This is a genomic window from Pseudoprevotella muciniphila, assembly GCF_003265305.2.
GTDB classification, from domain to species: Bacteria; Bacteroidota; Bacteroidia; order Bacteroidales; family Bacteroidaceae; genus Alloprevotella; species Alloprevotella muciniphila.
This window is the reverse complement of record NZ_CP033459.1, coordinates 575326-590955: the sequence shown is the minus strand read 5'-3', so window position 1 is coordinate 590955 and position 15630 is coordinate 575326. Positions and strand designations below refer to the sequence as shown.

The 15630-nt window shown below is 45.8% G+C and carries 16 protein-coding genes; 10 read left to right on the top strand and 6 right to left on the bottom strand.

Annotated features, from left to right (window positions below; translation table 11 throughout):
• Positions 1-170: 170 nt before the first annotated feature.
• Complete coding sequence (locus C7Y71_RS02460; protein ID WP_146739461.1) at positions 171-2432, top strand: hypothetical protein; 2262 nt, start codon at positions 171-173, stop codon at positions 2430-2432.
• Positions 2433-2575: 143 nt separating this feature from the next.
• On the opposite strand, the gene C7Y71_RS02455 is transcribed toward C7Y71_RS02460, so the two are convergent.
• The 3 genes from C7Y71_RS02455 to C7Y71_RS02445 form a co-directional block, all read right to left on the bottom strand.
• A complete protein-coding gene (locus C7Y71_RS02455) occupies positions 2576-2842 on the bottom strand; it encodes a hypothetical protein (protein WP_111898940.1) in 267 nt (88 codons plus the stop codon).
• 12 nt (positions 2843-2854) lie between these two features.
• Complete coding sequence (locus C7Y71_RS02450) at positions 2855-3250, bottom strand: phage holin family protein (RefSeq protein ID WP_111898939.1); 396 nt, start codon at positions 3248-3250, stop codon at positions 2855-2857.
• Between the two features lie 91 nt (positions 3251-3341).
• Positions 3342-3542 (bottom strand): YtxH domain-containing protein, encoded by a 201-nt coding sequence (locus C7Y71_RS02445; protein ID WP_111898938.1) that lies wholly within the window; start codon positions 3540-3542, stop codon positions 3342-3344.
• 246 nt (positions 3543-3788) lie between these two features.
• Here C7Y71_RS02445 and C7Y71_RS02440 point away from each other — a divergent pair, with 246 nt between their 5' ends.
• The 8 genes from C7Y71_RS02440 (at position 3789) to C7Y71_RS02405 (ending at position 10853) form a co-directional block, all read left to right on the top strand.
• Complete coding sequence (locus C7Y71_RS02440) at positions 3789-4343, top strand: SPOR domain-containing protein (RefSeq protein ID WP_111898937.1); 555 nt, start codon at positions 3789-3791, stop codon at positions 4341-4343.
• Between the two features lie 84 nt (positions 4344-4427).
• A complete protein-coding gene (rlmN, locus tag C7Y71_RS02435; protein ID WP_111898936.1) occupies positions 4428-5495 on the top strand; it encodes a 23S rRNA (adenine(2503)-C(2))-methyltransferase RlmN in 1068 nt (355 codons plus the stop codon).
• A gap of 51 nt (positions 5496-5546) precedes the next feature.
• The gene (gene pdxA / locus C7Y71_RS02430) at positions 5547-6698 is read left to right on the top strand and encodes a 4-hydroxythreonine-4-phosphate dehydrogenase PdxA (RefSeq protein WP_111898935.1); all 1152 of its coding nucleotides are present in this window, start codon (positions 5547-5549) and stop codon (positions 6696-6698) included.
• Positions 6695-7405 carry a nucleotidyltransferase family protein gene (locus C7Y71_RS02425; protein ID WP_111898934.1) on the top strand — a complete coding sequence of 237 codons (711 nt, stop codon included), beginning with the start codon at positions 6695-6697 and terminating at the stop codon, positions 7403-7405. The genes pdxA and C7Y71_RS02425 overlap by 4 nt, the downstream gene beginning before the upstream one ends.
• The gene (locus C7Y71_RS02420) at positions 7402-8232 is read left to right on the top strand and encodes an ATP-grasp domain-containing protein (RefSeq protein ID WP_111898933.1); all 831 of its coding nucleotides are present in this window, start codon (positions 7402-7404) and stop codon (positions 8230-8232) included. The genes C7Y71_RS02425 and C7Y71_RS02420 overlap by 4 nt, the downstream gene beginning before the upstream one ends.
• The gene (locus C7Y71_RS02415) at positions 8229-9155 is read left to right on the top strand and encodes a CDP-alcohol phosphatidyltransferase family protein (protein ID WP_111898932.1); all 927 of its coding nucleotides are present in this window, start codon (positions 8229-8231) and stop codon (positions 9153-9155) included. The genes C7Y71_RS02420 and C7Y71_RS02415 overlap by 4 nt, the downstream gene beginning before the upstream one ends.
• The gene (locus C7Y71_RS02410) at positions 9139-10140 is read left to right on the top strand and encodes a lysylphosphatidylglycerol synthase transmembrane domain-containing protein (protein WP_111898931.1); all 1002 of its coding nucleotides are present in this window, start codon (positions 9139-9141) and stop codon (positions 10138-10140) included. Before C7Y71_RS02415 ends, C7Y71_RS02410 begins: the two co-directional genes overlap by 17 nt.
• Complete coding sequence (locus C7Y71_RS02405; RefSeq protein WP_111898930.1) at positions 10137-10853, top strand: HAD family hydrolase; 717 nt, start codon at positions 10137-10139, stop codon at positions 10851-10853. Before C7Y71_RS02410 ends, C7Y71_RS02405 begins: the two co-directional genes overlap by 4 nt.
• A gap of 74 nt (positions 10854-10927) precedes the next feature.
• Here C7Y71_RS02405 and C7Y71_RS02400 read toward each other — a convergent pair whose 3' ends face one another.
• Both C7Y71_RS02400 and C7Y71_RS02395 read right to left on the bottom strand, forming a co-directional pair.
• Positions 10928-12190: an OmpA family protein gene (locus C7Y71_RS02400; RefSeq protein ID WP_111898929.1), complete on the bottom strand. Its 1263-nt coding sequence runs from the start codon at positions 12188-12190 to the stop codon at positions 10928-10930.
• Positions 12191-12396: 206 nt separating this feature from the next.
• On the bottom strand, positions 12397-13161 hold the full coding sequence (locus C7Y71_RS02395) for a M23 family metallopeptidase (RefSeq protein ID WP_394366610.1): 765 nt from the start codon (positions 13159-13161) through the stop codon (positions 12397-12399).
• Between the two features lie 276 nt (positions 13162-13437).
• On the opposite strand from C7Y71_RS02395, the gene C7Y71_RS02390 reads away from it, so the two are divergent.
• Complete coding sequence (locus tag C7Y71_RS02390) at positions 13438-13740, top strand: hypothetical protein (RefSeq protein WP_146739460.1); 303 nt, start codon at positions 13438-13440, stop codon at positions 13738-13740.
• 73 nt (positions 13741-13813) lie between these two features.
• On the opposite strand, the gene C7Y71_RS02385 is transcribed toward C7Y71_RS02390, so the two are convergent.
• On the bottom strand, positions 13814-15607 hold the full coding sequence (locus C7Y71_RS02385) for a M6 family metalloprotease domain-containing protein (protein WP_111898927.1): 1794 nt from the start codon (positions 15605-15607) through the stop codon (positions 13814-13816).
• Positions 15608-15630 lie beyond the last annotated feature (23 nt).

Genomic DNA, 15630 nt, shown 5'->3' with positions numbered 1-15630 from the left:
TAACAATGCCCTGAGAATCAATTTTTCTCTCAGGGCATTGTACTTTTTCCGCAGAATGACCAAATTATATTAAAAAAGCACAGGATTTATTTGCATAAATTCTGATATATATATATCTTTGCCCACATACTTATATAAAGATTATAAAATTATTACTTAACTAATTGCTTATGAAACGATTTATACTCCCATTGCTTTGGCTATTATTGGGCCATGTTAGTTTTGCAGGCATCGTGCTTGATGAACCTGTAATTCAAATGAATGGTAGTGAGCCGCAGTATCTGAAGTTTGTAGGTACAAATTCAGAGAACAACTATCGATTTACCCTCGATACGTATCAAGACGATGGTCTTAAATTCAGACTCACACTCGACCGCATCAACGAAAAGTCTCCGGCTTATTTCACACTCGATGACCTTAACGATGAAAACTATTGGGAACCGATGTTCCGTCAATACACGAAGCAACTTGCAGGAGAGGAAATGTTGGCACAGAACAACATCAAACAGATTTATGTGAATGGTGTGGCATTATTAGACAATCAGTTTGCTGGCTATTGTGATGCGTTGAAGTATGTGGAAATAAACGCATCTGGAAATTACGAAATACCTGACGGGTGCTTTGCGAAAGGAACAGCAAAAAACTATTCCATAAAGCAGATTATTTGCAATGTGGAAGGCACTCTAACCCTTGGCAACAATGTGGTTGATGCAAATGCAGGAGGATTAACCGTCTCTACTTCCAAAGCAGCAGTAGCACAAGTCTGGTACGACTATAAAACGAGCAACAATGCAGCATTTGCGCTCTTGCTCAACAACGAAGCCTATGAAGGCGGATATGATGCTAATGCCCCTGCCATTACAGGAGTAAATGCAACATACACCATCAATGAAACTGCCTCAAATATAAGCATCCCTAATATGGGTATCTCGGTTTCGACCACTCAATATGGCACTGCTTCATCTTTCGTGCTTAATAGTTTCACGGCTACAACAACAGGCAACGTTACGGAAGTATTCATGGATTATGCCGTCTATCCCGAAGGTCATGGTGGAGAACAGCACTCATGGACTCAAATCCATGCCACAGCGAACGGCGATGGCACATGGACGGCTAACAGTAACGTTAATCTCATGGCTGGTCTTGCAAGCAATACGACGTATGTGTTTGAATGCGCGTTTAATACAAACCCATCTGATAAGGGCGACCGTGCACATTATCCCACTGATGGCTCTCACATCCGCATCACGTTTACTACAGGGGAAATGCCATCCAATTTCGTGATGGATGAACCTGTTATTGAAATGAACGGAAGTGACCCGTCCTACATCAAGTTCGTGGGCACAAATGCAGCAAACAACTACCGCTACACGCTTGACACATATCAAGACGACGGAATCAAGTTCCGCCTGACTCTCGACAGAATTGATCCAACCAAACCTGCTGCCGTAACCCTGGCAGATATAGTAGATGAAAACTATTGGGAACCGCTCTTCAGTCGCTATACATTGGCTTTGGCTGGCTTTGAAATGCTCGCAAGGAACAACATCAAGAAACTCATCGTTAATGATGTGGCTCTCCTTCCTAACCAGTTCGTGGACTATTGCGATGCCATGAAAGAAGTATCGATAAACGCAGAAGGAGACTACAACATTCCCAATGGGCTTTTTGCTCAAATAGACGCAGAAAATTATGGTATTAAAAAACTCGTCTGCTTTGTGGGCGGAGACCTTACACTCGGCGATGGTGTTGTCGAACCCACTGCAGGAGGTCTCACTGTCTATACATATTTGGAAGACATTGCGCGCACATGGTACGACTATAAGAAAAATAACAGTGCGGCATTCGTCATTTACCTGAACGACGAGCCTTATGTGCCTTCTGATCCTGCCATAGTCAGCGTAAGCACTGTTTACACGGTGAATGGTACAACAAAAACACAGGCTATTCCCAATGCAGGCGAAGAAGTCAATGATGATGCATTCAATGGCATAACATCGTTCGTGCTTAATAGTTTCACGGCAGCAACAACTGGCGACGTTACGGAAGTTTTTATGGATTATGACATCTTTGAAGATGGATTGGATGGCCGGCAGAATCAATGGAAACAAATGTATGCTACAGCAAATGGTGATGGAACATGGACGGCAAGCACCCCAATCAATGTCTTGGCAGGTCTCGACAGTAATACTACATATTCACTTGTAATTTCTTTCAATACCAATCCTGGCGATTACGGACGTGCACACTTCCCCACAAATGGCTCACACATCCGGATCCATTTCACTACAGGAGACCTCACGACAGGTATTGACGCAATGCAGACCGGTTTCGTAACAGATAAGTCTGAAATATACGACCTGCAAGGTCGCCGCGTTAATACCAATTACAAGGGTATAGTTATCCAAGGTGGCAAGAAATTTCTCAAATAGTAAAAGGAGAAAATAATTTCAAAAATGTGGACATGTCTCGGGGCATGCCCACATTTTTTCTACACGAGTGATAATACCCAAAAACGAACAACGCCGTACTTCAAAAGTACGACGCCGCATCAAATCAATTTAAGAAGAAAGTATTACCTTTTCTTTCTGCGTTTCTTCCAGGGCAGGAAAGAGAAGGCGCGTACACCGCGATAAATCTTGTAACCTGTCATCAAGCCGTCGTATATGGCGATGGCTTTGCCGATGTTGTTTATCCACTTCTGCGACGTAGTCTCTGCTGCCTCAGACTGTGTCAGTCCGTTGGCTTTCTTGAACAGTGCCTCCTGCTTTTCCTTGATTTGCTGGCGCAGTTCGGCTTTTCTGGCTTCAATGGATTCGGGCGTATAGTCGATAAGTGGCATCGTCAGGTGGATTTATTTATTCGTGTTGTCAGATGTCTTCTTAGACAGGCTAATATCCTTGCTTAGCAAAATCTTGCCAATAAAGCGGGATACACGAAGCGTGATGATTTTCCTGCGGCAGGCAAAAATCCAAACCATAACTATGAAGTAAATGCCTGCAATAATTGCAAACGTAGCCGTCAGACCACCCATGTGGGGAGCCAGCCAGAAAGCAAGACAGCACGTCAGGGCAAGCACCACGATGAGCGCTAAAAGAAGAAGCACTGCGAAAAGTATTATGGCAGAAAACAATTTTGTCAGTCTGCCCGTCAGATCGACACGCGCATAATCTGCTTGTAACTCTACGTACTCTTTCGTCTCGGAAAGCAACTCTTTCAAAGAACTTACGTTATGGTCGGATGAAAACATCTTTAAAAAATAAATTTGAGAGATGAGAGTTGACAGCAGAGATTCATAATAGTATGGCTTTCAACTCTCAACTGTCAACTCTCAACTGAAATCATTTGTCATCCAGTTCCTCTGCAATGTCGTCTGCAAGGCTGTCGAGATCTGCTGTGCTCAGTTTGATGCCACGCTTGCGAAGCGCTTCGGCAATACGTGAACGAGTGTCAACGCCCTTTTCAGGGGCAAAAAGTAAACCGGATGCAGCACCAATCAGGGCTCCGCCCAAAAAGGCTGCTAATACGCTGTAATTCTTCATGTTCTTTATTCTTTTAATGGTTGATGATAATTTTCACGCTTCAAATATACGTCTTTTTTCAAAACCAAATTGTTTTTCGAGAGTTTTTTTACATTCATTTACGCATTTTGCAAAACCTTTAACGTTATTTAGCACAATACTTTCAAATAAAATACTAACTTTGCACACGAAAAAGGTAAACAGACTATGTATGGAGCATGCATAAGTCGTTATAAATACTAAAAATCATCATAAATCAATATTAAAATGAGAAAATCATTCTTTTTAGTGTTAGGTTTGGCAGCCGCAGTTGTGTTCACTGGTTGCAAGTCAAGAGAATCTGCTTTCCAGAAGGCATACGCTGCAGCCAAGGATAACAACACAGAGGGCGTAACAACAACTACGACCACCGTTGCAACACAAGTGGTAGATGCTGACTACGATTCTTATCAGCAGCCACAGCAAACTGTTACAGTGCCGACAACAACGACAACACCTGCTGTTGACGCAGACGAAGCAAAGTATGCTAACGTGGAAACACGCACAATCGACGCTAATATAGACGTAATAAGTGGTGATGCACTTAAAATGTACAGCGTAGTTGTAGGAAGTTTCCAGTCGAAAACCAACGCTGAAGCACTGAAGAACAAACTGCAAAAAGACGGCTATGACTCAAGAGTCGTATTCACCAACGAAACCATCAACGGACTGACAAACTGGTATCGTGTCGTAGCAACTTCATCCGACAGCAAGGCTGCTGCAGGACGTTCACGCGACCAACTCAGAGGACTCTACAAAGGCGCTTGGATTCTCCGTCGCTAATAGAATATCAAAGGAATAAACGATAAGGAGATAAGGCTATTGCCAATGAATGATGGCAATGCCTCATCTCCTTCTCTGCATGATATGGAGGAGGGAAAACATACACTACTCGGTGCTACCCTTGATGAACTCAAGGCTGCTGCAAAAGGTCTTGGCTTACCTGCATTTGTGGGCAAGCAAATGGCTGATTGGATATACAGCAAGTGCATCACCTCCACCGACCAAATGCAGAACGTTTCTAAAATTGCACGTGCCAAACTGGACGAGCATTTTACCATCGGCTGCTCACCGCCTGTAATGGCACAGGAATCAAAGGACGGCACGAAGAAGTATCTCTTTCGTACACACGAAGGGCACTTTGTGGAAACTGTTTACATTCCTGATGGCAAACGGGCTACACTCTGCGTGTCATGCCAGGTGGGGTGTAAGATGAATTGTGCTTTCTGCATGACAGGACGTCAGGGATTCGTGGCATCGCTCAGTGAAGCCGACATTCTCAACCAAATCTATTCACTGCCGGAAAGAGAAAAACTCACTAACGTCGTGTTTATGGGGCAGGGAGAACCTTTCGATAACCTCGACAATGTATTAAGAGCGACTGAAGTGCTCACGGCAGACTGGGGTTTTAAGTGGAGTCCGAAACGTATCACAGTATCGAGTGTGGGGCTCCGCAAAGGTCTCAAACGCTTCCTCGACGAGAGTAAGTGCAACATAGCCATAAGCCTCCATCATCCGCTGCCACAGCAAAGGGCAGAACTGATGCCGGCAGAAAAGGCTTTTTCTATACAGGATGTAGTTGACGTCCTGAGGCAGTATGACTTCTGCAGAAAAACCAAGTCTGACGCACCCAAACAGAGGCGACTGACATTCGAATACATAATATTCAAGGGAGTGAACGACACGCTGCGTCATGCAGAAGCACTCGTGTATCTGCTTCGTGGGCTCGACTGCCGTGTCAACCTTATCCGATTTCATACCATACCTGAAACCAATCTTGAAGGCGCATCAGATAATGTCATGGTACGTTTTCGCGATTATCTCACGTCGCATGGTGTGTTCACCACAATCAGAGCATCACGAGGACAGGACATCTTTGCTGCGTGTGGACTGCTGACTACAGAAAAGGCAGGCGAGATGGCAAACAAAAAGTGAAGTAAAGCCGTGCGATGCATGGCATCATATAAAAACTAAACCAAAGCAAAAATGGAAAACAATCAAAACACTGAGATACAGCAGCAAATAAGCAAACCTGCTGCAAAATTACCAATCATAGCCATAACGCAGGGCGATACCAATGGAGTGGGGTATGAAGTCATCTTCAAGGCCTTCGAAACCAACGCCATGTTCGAAATATGCATACCGGTGGTGTACGGATGGCCCAAAGCAGCACTCTTCCACAAGAAAACACTCGAACTGCCTGTTAATTTCAATGAAATAAAGAATGTGGCAGATGCAAAAGAGGGATGTCTCAACCTCCTGAATTGTGGTGATGAAGAAGTGAAAATCAACTTTGGAAATCCATCGCCGGAAGCAGGGCGAGCAGCATTCTCTGCACTCGAGAGAGCCGTGGACGACTGTGTGGCTGGCAGAGTTGACGCACTCATCACAGCACCAATCAACAAGGCGGACATACAAAGTGATGATTTCCATTTTGCAGGACACACCGAGTATCTCGAATCAAAAGCGCAGGGCGAGGCGCTCATGATTTTGATGAACCGGCTTATGCGAGTGGCACTCGTCACGACACATCTCTCCATCGCAGACGTGGCAAAGCACATCACACAGGAAGTCGTGGAGAAAAAAATACAACTGTTCTATAACGCGCTGAGAACTGATTTCCTCTTGCCTGCACCAAGAATAGCAGTGCTTGGCCTGAATCCCCACAATGGAGACAACGGGCTGATGGGCGATGAAGAAGAAAATATCGTAAAACCTGCAGTACAGGCCATGAAAGAGAAAGGAATACCTTGCTTCGGACCATATCCTGCAGATGGCTTCTTCGGGGCTGCGATGTACACACACTTCGATGGAATCTTGGCAATGTATCACGACCAGGGACTTACGCCTTTTAAGGCTTTGTCGATGGACGACGGTGTGAATTTCACAGCAGGTCTGTCTATCGTGCGAACATCGCCCGACCATGGCACGGCATACGACATAGCAGGAAAGAATCTTGCTTCGCCACAGTCCATGAGAGAAGCAATATATGCAGCCATCGACATAACTCGGAACAGAGTGGCAGACGAGAACGCTAAGACAAACCCTTTGCCAAAACTATTCAACGACAGAAGGGAGGACGATGCTTCGAGAAGACGAGCACCGGAAAATCCGAAAAACGAAGAAAGCAAAGAATGAAGTTTGCAATAATTGCAGCAGGAGAAGGGTCAAGGTTGGCGCAAGAAGGTGTGCAACTCCCCAAACCGCTTGTCACCATCAACGGAGAGCCTATGCTTGAGAGGCTCATACGAATCTTCGCCGATAACGGAGCCGAAGAGGTGGTCATCATAGTCAACCAACTTCACCCACAGACCGAGACATTCGTGCGGAAAATGATGGCTGAAAAGCAGAACAACATTCGGCTCATCGTCAAATCTACACCAAGTTCGATGCACAGTTTCTATGAGATAAGCAAATATCTCGAAGATGTACCCTTCTGCCTGACAACCGTCGATACCATATTCAGGGAAGATGAATTCGCGGACTACATCAACCAATTCAAAGCATCAGAAGCGGATGGCATGATGGCTGTTACGGATTTTATCGACGACGAAAAGCCGCTGTATGTGGCAACGAATAGTCAACTGGGCATCACCGGCTTCCATGATGCAGATCAAGGTGACAAATACATATCAGGAGGCATCTATTGCCTGAAACCGCACACCTTGTCCACACTACGTCGCTGTATTGATGAAGGCAAAAGCAGAATGAGAAATTTCCAGAGGACACTTATAGAAGATGGCTGGCAACTGCGTGCAGTACCTTTCTCTAAAATACTCGATGTAGATCATGCCAGCGACATTGAGAAGGCTGAACGGTTTCTCAACGAATTTAACCGCTTATGAAAATACTTGGAATAAGCAGAGCGGAACGTTTCTCGCCAAATTCTGTAGAACGGGACAGGGCTGTCTTTTCCGCTGTGACGGAACGGCTGCGACAAGCAAACCACTCAGTCGAAACGATAGGAGAGGACGCATTTGAAATAAAAAGCGGATATGATGCCGTGTTTTCCATGGGGCGTTCGGAAAACTTGCTCCGGAAACTCCTGAAAATGGAAGAGGAAGGCATACCAATTATCAATTCACCTTCTGCGCTCCAGGATAATAACCGAGCGCAACAAGCAGAAATCTTCAAGGCAGCAGGTGTGCCGATACCTGAAACTAAAATCGACAATGGTAAAGGGCGGGAAATGGCTTATCCATTCTGGCTCAAGTCTGCGGCAAGTGCACAGCAAGCAAATGACGTTTGTTTCGTGCATAATGAAGAGACGTATCGCGAACGAATTGCAGAGTTAAGAGCAGGCAATACTCAAGACATCATCCTGCAAGTGAAACATGAGGAGGGCGATCTCGTAAAATTCTATGGAGTGGAAGGAACAGAATTCTTTTCATGCTCATTTCCAGCGGAAAACGGCAATTTCTCGAAGTTCGGACACGAAGTGCATAATTCACCCCTCAGAAAATACGACTTTTCACGCTCCGAACTGCAAAAAGCAGCGAACAAAGCGGCAACACTGACAAATATTGCCATCTACGGCGGAGATGCCATCGTACGACCTGACGGCACATTCGTTATCATCGATTTCAACGACTGGCCAAGTTTCTCCGCCTGTAAGGACGAGGCAGCAACGCACATAGCACAGAAAATCCTGCAAATATTCAACAAACAATGAAAGAAAAGGCGAAAACCGACCTGCAGTCAACCTTCAAGTCGCAAGACACGGAAGAATGGCTCGACATATATTTCACACGCCCGCTCGGACTCCTCTGGGCGCGCTTCTTCAATCTGTTCGGTACGCACCCCAACGTCATAACCATCCTGTCCATCTTCCTCGGAGTGGCTGCAGGTGTGTGTTTCTATTTCGACGACCTGCTGATAAATATCGTAGGAATTCTCCTGCTCATCTGGGCAAACCTCTACGACAGTGCCGACGGACAACTCGCACGAATGACAGGGAAGAAGTCGCGCATAGGACGTGCTCTCGACGGATTTGCAGGTGATGCGTGGTTCGTGTCCATCTATTTCTTCATGTGTCTGAGGCTTACACCCACATGGGGCATCTGGATATGGCTCCTATGTGCTCTCGCAGGACTGATCTGCCATTCAAAACAATGCCAACTCGCTGACTACTACCGAAACATCCACCTTTTCTTTCTTAAGGGAGAAAGCGGAAGTGAACTCGACAACTCAAAAGCACTTGAAGAAGAGTATAGCAACCTGAAATGGAGCGACAACCCGCTATGGAAAACCTACCTCTATTTCTATGGCAACTATACGCGCTCACAAGAGGCGATGACACCGGCTTTCCAAATGTTCAAACAGGTCCTGGCACAGCGCTTCCCAAAAGAATTGCCGCAAACGCTCCGCGACGATTTCCGGAAAGGTAGCCTGCCACTGATGAAATATGCAAACATACTGACATTCAATGTTAGGGCAATAACGCTCTACATCGCCATACTCGTGAGAGAACCGTGGATTTATCCGGTTTTCGAAATAACTGTGATGTCTGCACTTTGTATCTATATGCGTAACCGCCACGAGAAACTCTGCAAACATCTCACGGACAATATCGACAAATATGAAAGCAAGGTATAGAAACCTGTTTTTTCTCTTCGGGCTCATCGCAATAGCGGTGATGATATATTCCTTCGACGTAACGTGGGAAGGATTTGTCAATGCGCTCAATAGGGGTGGATTTTACCTGTTGGCAGTCATAGGAGTATGGGTGTTTGTTTATGCGTTTAATGCCCTGGCTTACCAGATCATTGTCAACACAGGTGCAGAAGGCAACAGGCTGTCATTTCTGCAGGCATTCAGACTAACCGTGTCGGGATTTGCTTTCTCTTATACCACACCATTCGGTTCCGGAGGAGCGCCATATCGTATAATGGAACTCAGTTCCTACATAGGAATGAACAGAGCCATGTCGAGCACAGTGCTCTATTCCATGATGCACATCTTCTCGCATTTCTGCCTATGGGTTACGGCTGCCATACTCTTCCCAATCATCTATTTCGAAAGAACCACCATACTCATCTGGGCATTCATCGCCATCCTGCTCGCTGTGTCAGCTCTCGTGGCATACTTCTTCTATCGAGGCTATAAGAACGGTATGATAGTGAAGTGCTCCCGCTTACTCATGAAAATACCCTTCCTGAGAAATGCCGTGCGAAACTTCTTTGAGAAGAATCAAGAGAATATGGAGCAAATCGACCGTAACATAGCCTATCTCCATGAGCGCCCAAAAGCATTCTATTCCTCACTCGGAAGCGAATATCTGGCGCGCGTAATCAATTCACTCGAATTCTATTTCATACTCCTCGCACTTGGAGTGGACGTGTCATTCTGGGATGGGCTTTTTGTCTTGGCATTTAGTTCGCTCATAGGAAATATGCTGTTCTTTTTTCCGATGCAACTCGGAGCACGCGAAGGAGGACTTGCCGCAGTGCTCGGCATTATCGGGAAAGCATCCGGAGGAGTGGGTATTTATACAAGTATTTTTACACGAATCAGAGAACTCTTCTGGATAGCCGTCGGAGTGGCTTTCGTAAAGTTCGGAAATAAACTGAAACAAAAATGAAATTCTCAGACATAAAGGCACTCCTTTTCGACTATGGAGGAACACTCGATACAAACGGACGACATTGGGCTAACGTACTGTTCGAAGGATTCTGCCATGCACAAGTGCCCGTAACAGAAGAACAGTTCAGAGAAACCTATGTCTTTACCGAAAGAGAACTCGCTAAAACACCCATCATCCTTCCAAACGACGACTTCTTGACGCTTCTGCGTAAAAAAACAGACATTGAGACGCAGCAACTCGTCAGGCTCAAGTATTGGCAGACCACAGAAACCAAAAGAAAAGAACTGAATGAGAAAATCGCTGTGTATTGCGACGATATTGTGCGCAAGAACCTTCAAATCACACGTCCTGTACTACAGAATCTCAAAGAAAAATACAAACTCGTACTCGTAACAAATTTCTACGGAAATATTTCCGCAGTACTCCGTGCCTACGAACTCGACTTCTTCGATGCCATCGTAGAAAGCGCAGTAGTAGGTGTCAGAAAACCGGACCCAGCAATCTGGCAACTCGGAGTAGTCCGCGCGCAGTGTCAGCCCAAACAAACCATAGCCATAGGAGACGCATTCAAGAAAGACATCCTCCCGGCAAACCAACTCGGCTGTAACACCATCTGGCTCAAAGGAGAAACATGGCAACCTGAAAACAACGACGAAAGCATACCAAACGCCATCATAACCAGTTTCAAGGATATAGAGAAATATCTATAATAATCAAAACACCTATAATTAAAAACCGGAACCCCAAAAGGGCTCCGGTTTTAATTTCTATTTACTGTCGCTAATTAGCGAGTAGTAGTCGTAGTTACATCGTCGGTGATGATGGTGCATTCGCTCACGCGGTTCCATTCTGGCTCTTCGTATGCTTCGCTGATGCCCTTGCCCTTTGCGTCGATGCGGCTGGCAGCAATGTTGTATTTGTTTACAAGCATAGTCTTCACAGCCTGTGCACGACCTTCTGCCAATTTAACATTGCTTTCGTAGTTACCATCCTTTGATGCATAACCCAATACTTCAACAGTGGCTTTCGGGTGCTTCTTCAGGTATGCAGCAACGCGTTCTACGTTGGGCACCTGAGAGGCATCAATAACAGTCTTGCCGATGCGGAAGTGTACGTTGTTAACCAGAGAGTTCTTCTTAGTTGTAGTTGTAGTGTTAGTAGAAGGCTTCTCGATGTACTTGATTTCCGGTGCACGGTTCAGGCAGTCTTCGAGTTTAGCCTTGAGAACAGAAATCTCGCCCTTCAGACGGCTGTTGGCTTGTGCCTCGTCGTCAAGTTGAGCGCGGAGTCTGTTGATGCGTGCATTGAGGGCGTCAATCTCGCTCTGGTCGCGACCTTCAGCCAGTTTGAAGTTGTGCGTGCCGTTGCTGTTGGCAAAGCGGTAGTTAAAACCAACTTCGAGCGACATGTAAGCATGGTTGTTGTGCCATTTGATTTTGCCGTTGCCATCGTTAAGTGCCCAGTTGTAAGCAGGCTCAAGATATACCTGGAACTGCTTGTCGCTGCCGAAGTTGTAAGCAAGGTCCAAACCTACCTTGTTTGATACGAAGTCGCGGTCAACTTTCTTGAAAGCGTCCCAATGGCCGTCGCCTGCGGGAACATATACGTTATAGCGAGGCATGTCGTTCTCCCAGTTAACTGCTGCGTGGTTGCCAAAGCGGTGTGCCCAGCCGAAACCTGCAATACCGATTACTTCAAATGCACGGGGCTTGCCTTTGTAACCCAAAATCCAGTTCGTGAAGTTTACTGTAGCAAGAGCGTTCACGTTCAGGCGCTGCAGGAAAGTACCTGTTGTGTGCCAGGGCTGGTTACCTGTGGTTACAATACCTTCTGCTGCCAAGCCGAATACCGGAGTGAAATTGCGACCTACGCGAACACCGGCTGTCGGGTTGATGTGTTGGAAGAATGCTGTGTGACGAGTCTTAACCTCACCGCCCAACTTAATGCCTAAGTACCAGTTGTCGGTGGTCTTGCTGTCAACAACTGTTTGTGCAGATACAGTCTGGAATGAGGCTGCTACTGCCAAAAGAATCAATAATTTTTTCATGTTGTTTAAATTTATTTGGTTGGATATTTTCAAAATTTAATACAAAGGTAGAACTAAAATGGAAAATTACAAGGTTTTGTTAAAAAATATTTACGTAATTATGTAATAATCATGTAATAATCATGTAAGTGCAGGACAATATGCGATGAAAAAAAGAGAACCTATATATTATATAAGCCCTCTCAAAGTGTATATCTTACGTATGTTTACTTGCGTGCCGTAACCATGCCGTCGTGTGAATCGCTCTTCTTGTAAACGAAATCATCAACGACATTCGTTTGGTTGGGGAAGTCAAACAGCAAAGCAGGATCGATGGCTTCACCAAGGAAGCGTGTCTCAAAGTGGAGGTGGCTACCGAAACTGCGACCGGTATTACCGCCCAAACCGATAGGATCGCCTGCCTTTACCACGTCGTCTGTCTTGCAAAGGTGCTTCGACATGTGACCGTAAATAGTCTCAAGACCATTCTCATGACGCAATACAACGTAATTGCCATAGCCATTGGCATCATAACGTACCACGCGGGCAACGCCATCGAAAGCGGCGTAAATCGTGTCGCCTGTGTTTACCTTGATGTCAAGACCTTTGTGATAACGCTTGAACTTGGGACGATAACCAAAGTTACTCGTCACTTTGCGGCTCGGAGTAGGCATGTGGAAACCTGTCATGTCGATATGGAAACTATCGGGTTTTGCTACATTCTTATATGGGTGAGCCAATGTTGTGTTCCAAAGGCCGGCATATAAGTGTTCTGCGGTAACGCCGTTGTTCAGGTTGATGCTCTTTTGATTCTTAATCTTTCCGTTGTCGTTCATGAAATTGTCAAGAGATACCATCTCAGCGTCGTCTGACAATATGAAATCACGACCGGTTTGTTTTAATACTTCGTCTTGTGCGGAAAGAGTTGTGCTTGTTGTAAAAAGCAGCGCTGTGGCTGCAAGGGTTGTACAAATAATTTTGTTAAACTTCATAAGTTGATTTTCTTAATTCGCGTTGCAAAAGTACGACAAATTGTTGTTATATGCAACTTTTCCTTGCGCACCTTAACATCTTTTAAACGGTTTTAAACTTTTTTTACATTTAATGCAAAAGAAAGTAATCTCTGTATAACACCCCTATAGTGAAATTGTAAAAAAAAATGGAAATAATGGCTGAAATTATTTATTTTCTTGCTATATTTGTGGCATCGTTATGTAATAATGATGCAATTAGACCTAATTTACTAACCTAAAAAACCAATTACAATTATGAGAAGACTGTTTTTTGCTTTTCTGGCGTTGATGTTGGTCGGTTTGCCCGTTTCTGTCTTGGCAGAAACCAATGAGGTAAACGAAGCAACAGAAGTTCAGCAGCCACCGCGCCGCTATGCGCCACGTCGTTATTATCCGCGTCGCTATCCGCCACGTTATCGCAGACCTGTCCCGCCGCGCTACCGCAGGCATGCACCTCCACCTCCTCCACGTTATCGCAGGCCTCTGCCACCGCGCCACAGAGCATATCAAGGACCACAACGCCGTTATTATTACGGACGTCCGAGAGTAAGATATTGATAGAATAGAAAATCCCCAATCAGTCAATGACCGGTTGGGGATTTTGTTTGTGTTGAAAAACGAGAGCAGAATCCTATCTCACAAATACGCGCTTTCTGACACCATTCTCCCTGATGATATAGATGCCACGCGTCAGGCCGTTTCTGCCATTAAGTACTTTCCTGCCATCAATCGTAAAGACTTCTGCATCGCCCAAAGACGTTTTAATGTCGCTGATACCTACGGTCTCATCAAGATAGCAGAATGAAACAATGCCGCCTTCGTTTTTTATATTATAGATAGGAGCATCCAAAGTGGCGCCGGTATAAACGGGCCAATTAGTAATCTCTGTCACTTCATTGCCATACAAATCGCCGGCAAAGTCCGAATAATTGTGACTGTTGCGCCATGCCTGTTTTGTGCCGTCAGCAGGAAGGTAGGTCATGCGCAGGTGAGAAGTCGTGTTGTTGAGCGTATTGGCAGTCCAGGACGCTGCAAGATAGTCCACATGAATGGCAAGCATGCCGCTACCCATCGCTTCAGGATACCATTTGCCGGGTTGTCTGTTTTCTAAAAGATAGTATTCGGGGTATGTCGTGTTGCTGGAAGAATTCTTATTTGGTACTTTATATGCCACAGTGCCGTCCCCGGAAGTCGTCGGATACAACTGGCACACACGGGCATCGCCTTCGAGTTTCTCTACTGCAATCCAACCTAAGAAGCCCTTCTCGTAGGCGGTGTAGCCAATGGGGGAGTAGCCGTTGTTGATGTAGTGCCCATAGTCCATAGGAGACCAATAGTCCATGCAGACACTCGCATTCTGGTTGTTAGTGTTGTAAAAGTCGGGCAAGCCCAGAGAATGGCCCAACTCATGGCAGCATACACCGATACCGTCAATTTCCTGACTGACGGGAATGATGTTCTTCAGAGAATCAAGCTTATACGACTGTAACAGCTCGTTACCTATGAAGTAGGAATTGAAGCGGATGTTTGTGGCAGAGTAACCTAAGGCTTTCCACTGTGCCCAGAGGTAGTCATCGCAACCTTCTTCGTAGGAAGAATGTTCACCGGGACCGGCGTAATAGATGATCACACATGGCACACCCGTAGTGGCACCACTTCGAGCCACCACAAAGTCCCTGAAATTTACGCCATGGGATATGGCACTGTCTATAGCCTCCCTGACGGCAGTGTCCACGTTTGCGTCTTTACCCGTACCCGAGCCATTGGCACCATAGTAGGCATAGCCTCTTGAAAGAGTAATGGAATCAACCACTTGGAATTCAGGAACAAACATACCATTCGACTGGCCAATAAAATAGTCGCGAACACTGCCTATGGCGTTAGGCTCGTCGTTGTAGCCTTCTTCGCTATACAGGCGTTGAATCTTTTCGCGCGTTGTTGTCTTCTGAAACTGTTTGTCTGCAAATCCCACCATAATGACGGGAAATGCCACCTGACCCTGACTGCATACTGTGCCGGGAGCGCTCTTTCCGTAGGTGCCAAGACCATCTGCATTAAGGGCTGCAGACTTGAGCGACGGACTGCGCTTGGCTATGGATTGCTGAATGAGGTCAGATCCGCGCAAACCATTCTGGCTGACGAAAGCAACTTCTGCCGCATCGCGGCTCGAAGGGTCGTGAGCCAGAAAGTCAGACACGATAGCATCGCCATCAACGTTAATAAGGTAGTAGAAACTGCCGTCCTTGCGGCCTATAGCCATACCATCAGTTGTCTCGTAGAAGCCTATGTCAGAGTTTCCGCTCTTGGTAGCAGTAATCATGGTGCCGTCGCTCTGCCTGTATTGGAATGTGCGGCGGAGTGGGGGAGTTGAGTAACCTGCCGTTGTCAGGAGAATACTGATGGTGATAATGAGTAATTTCTTCATCGGATATGTATAAGTTTAGTTAT

Coding starts and splice junctions, on each gene's coding strand:
- C7Y71_RS02460 (WP_146739461.1), top strand. CDS start 171: ATGAAACGATTTATACTCCCATTGCTTTGGCTATTATTGGGCCATGTT.
- C7Y71_RS02455 (WP_111898940.1), bottom strand. CDS start 2,842: ATGCCACTTATCGACTATACGCCCGAATCCATTGAAGCCAGAAAAGCC.
- C7Y71_RS02450 (WP_111898939.1), bottom strand. CDS start 3,250: ATGTTTTCATCCGACCATAACGTAAGTTCTTTGAAAGAGTTGCTTTCC.
- C7Y71_RS02445 (WP_111898938.1), bottom strand. CDS start 3,542: ATGAAGAATTACAGCGTATTAGCAGCCTTTTTGGGCGGAGCCCTGATT.
- C7Y71_RS02440 (WP_111898937.1), top strand. CDS start 3,789: ATGAGAAAATCATTCTTTTTAGTGTTAGGTTTGGCAGCCGCAGTTGTG.
- rlmN (WP_111898936.1), top strand. CDS start 4,428: ATGGAGGAGGGAAAACATACACTACTCGGTGCTACCCTTGATGAACTC.
- pdxA (WP_111898935.1), top strand. CDS start 5,547: ATGGAAAACAATCAAAACACTGAGATACAGCAGCAAATAAGCAAACCT.
- C7Y71_RS02425 (WP_111898934.1), top strand. CDS start 6,695: ATGAAGTTTGCAATAATTGCAGCAGGAGAAGGGTCAAGGTTGGCGCAA.
- C7Y71_RS02420 (WP_111898933.1), top strand. CDS start 7,402: ATGAAAATACTTGGAATAAGCAGAGCGGAACGTTTCTCGCCAAATTCT.
- C7Y71_RS02415 (WP_111898932.1), top strand. CDS start 8,229: ATGAAAGAAAAGGCGAAAACCGACCTGCAGTCAACCTTCAAGTCGCAA.
- C7Y71_RS02410 (WP_111898931.1), top strand. CDS start 9,139: ATGAAAGCAAGGTATAGAAACCTGTTTTTTCTCTTCGGGCTCATCGCA.
- C7Y71_RS02405 (WP_111898930.1), top strand. CDS start 10,137: ATGAAATTCTCAGACATAAAGGCACTCCTTTTCGACTATGGAGGAACA.
- C7Y71_RS02400 (WP_111898929.1), bottom strand. CDS start 12,190: ATGAAAAAATTATTGATTCTTTTGGCAGTAGCAGCCTCATTCCAGACT.
- C7Y71_RS02395 (WP_394366610.1), bottom strand. CDS start 13,161: ATGAAGTTTAACAAAATTATTTGTACAACCCTTGCAGCCACAGCGCTG.
- C7Y71_RS02390 (WP_146739460.1), top strand. CDS start 13,438: ATGAGAAGACTGTTTTTTGCTTTTCTGGCGTTGATGTTGGTCGGTTTG.
- C7Y71_RS02385 (WP_111898927.1), bottom strand. CDS start 15,607: ATGAAGAAATTACTCATTATCACCATCAGTATTCTCCTGACAACGGCA.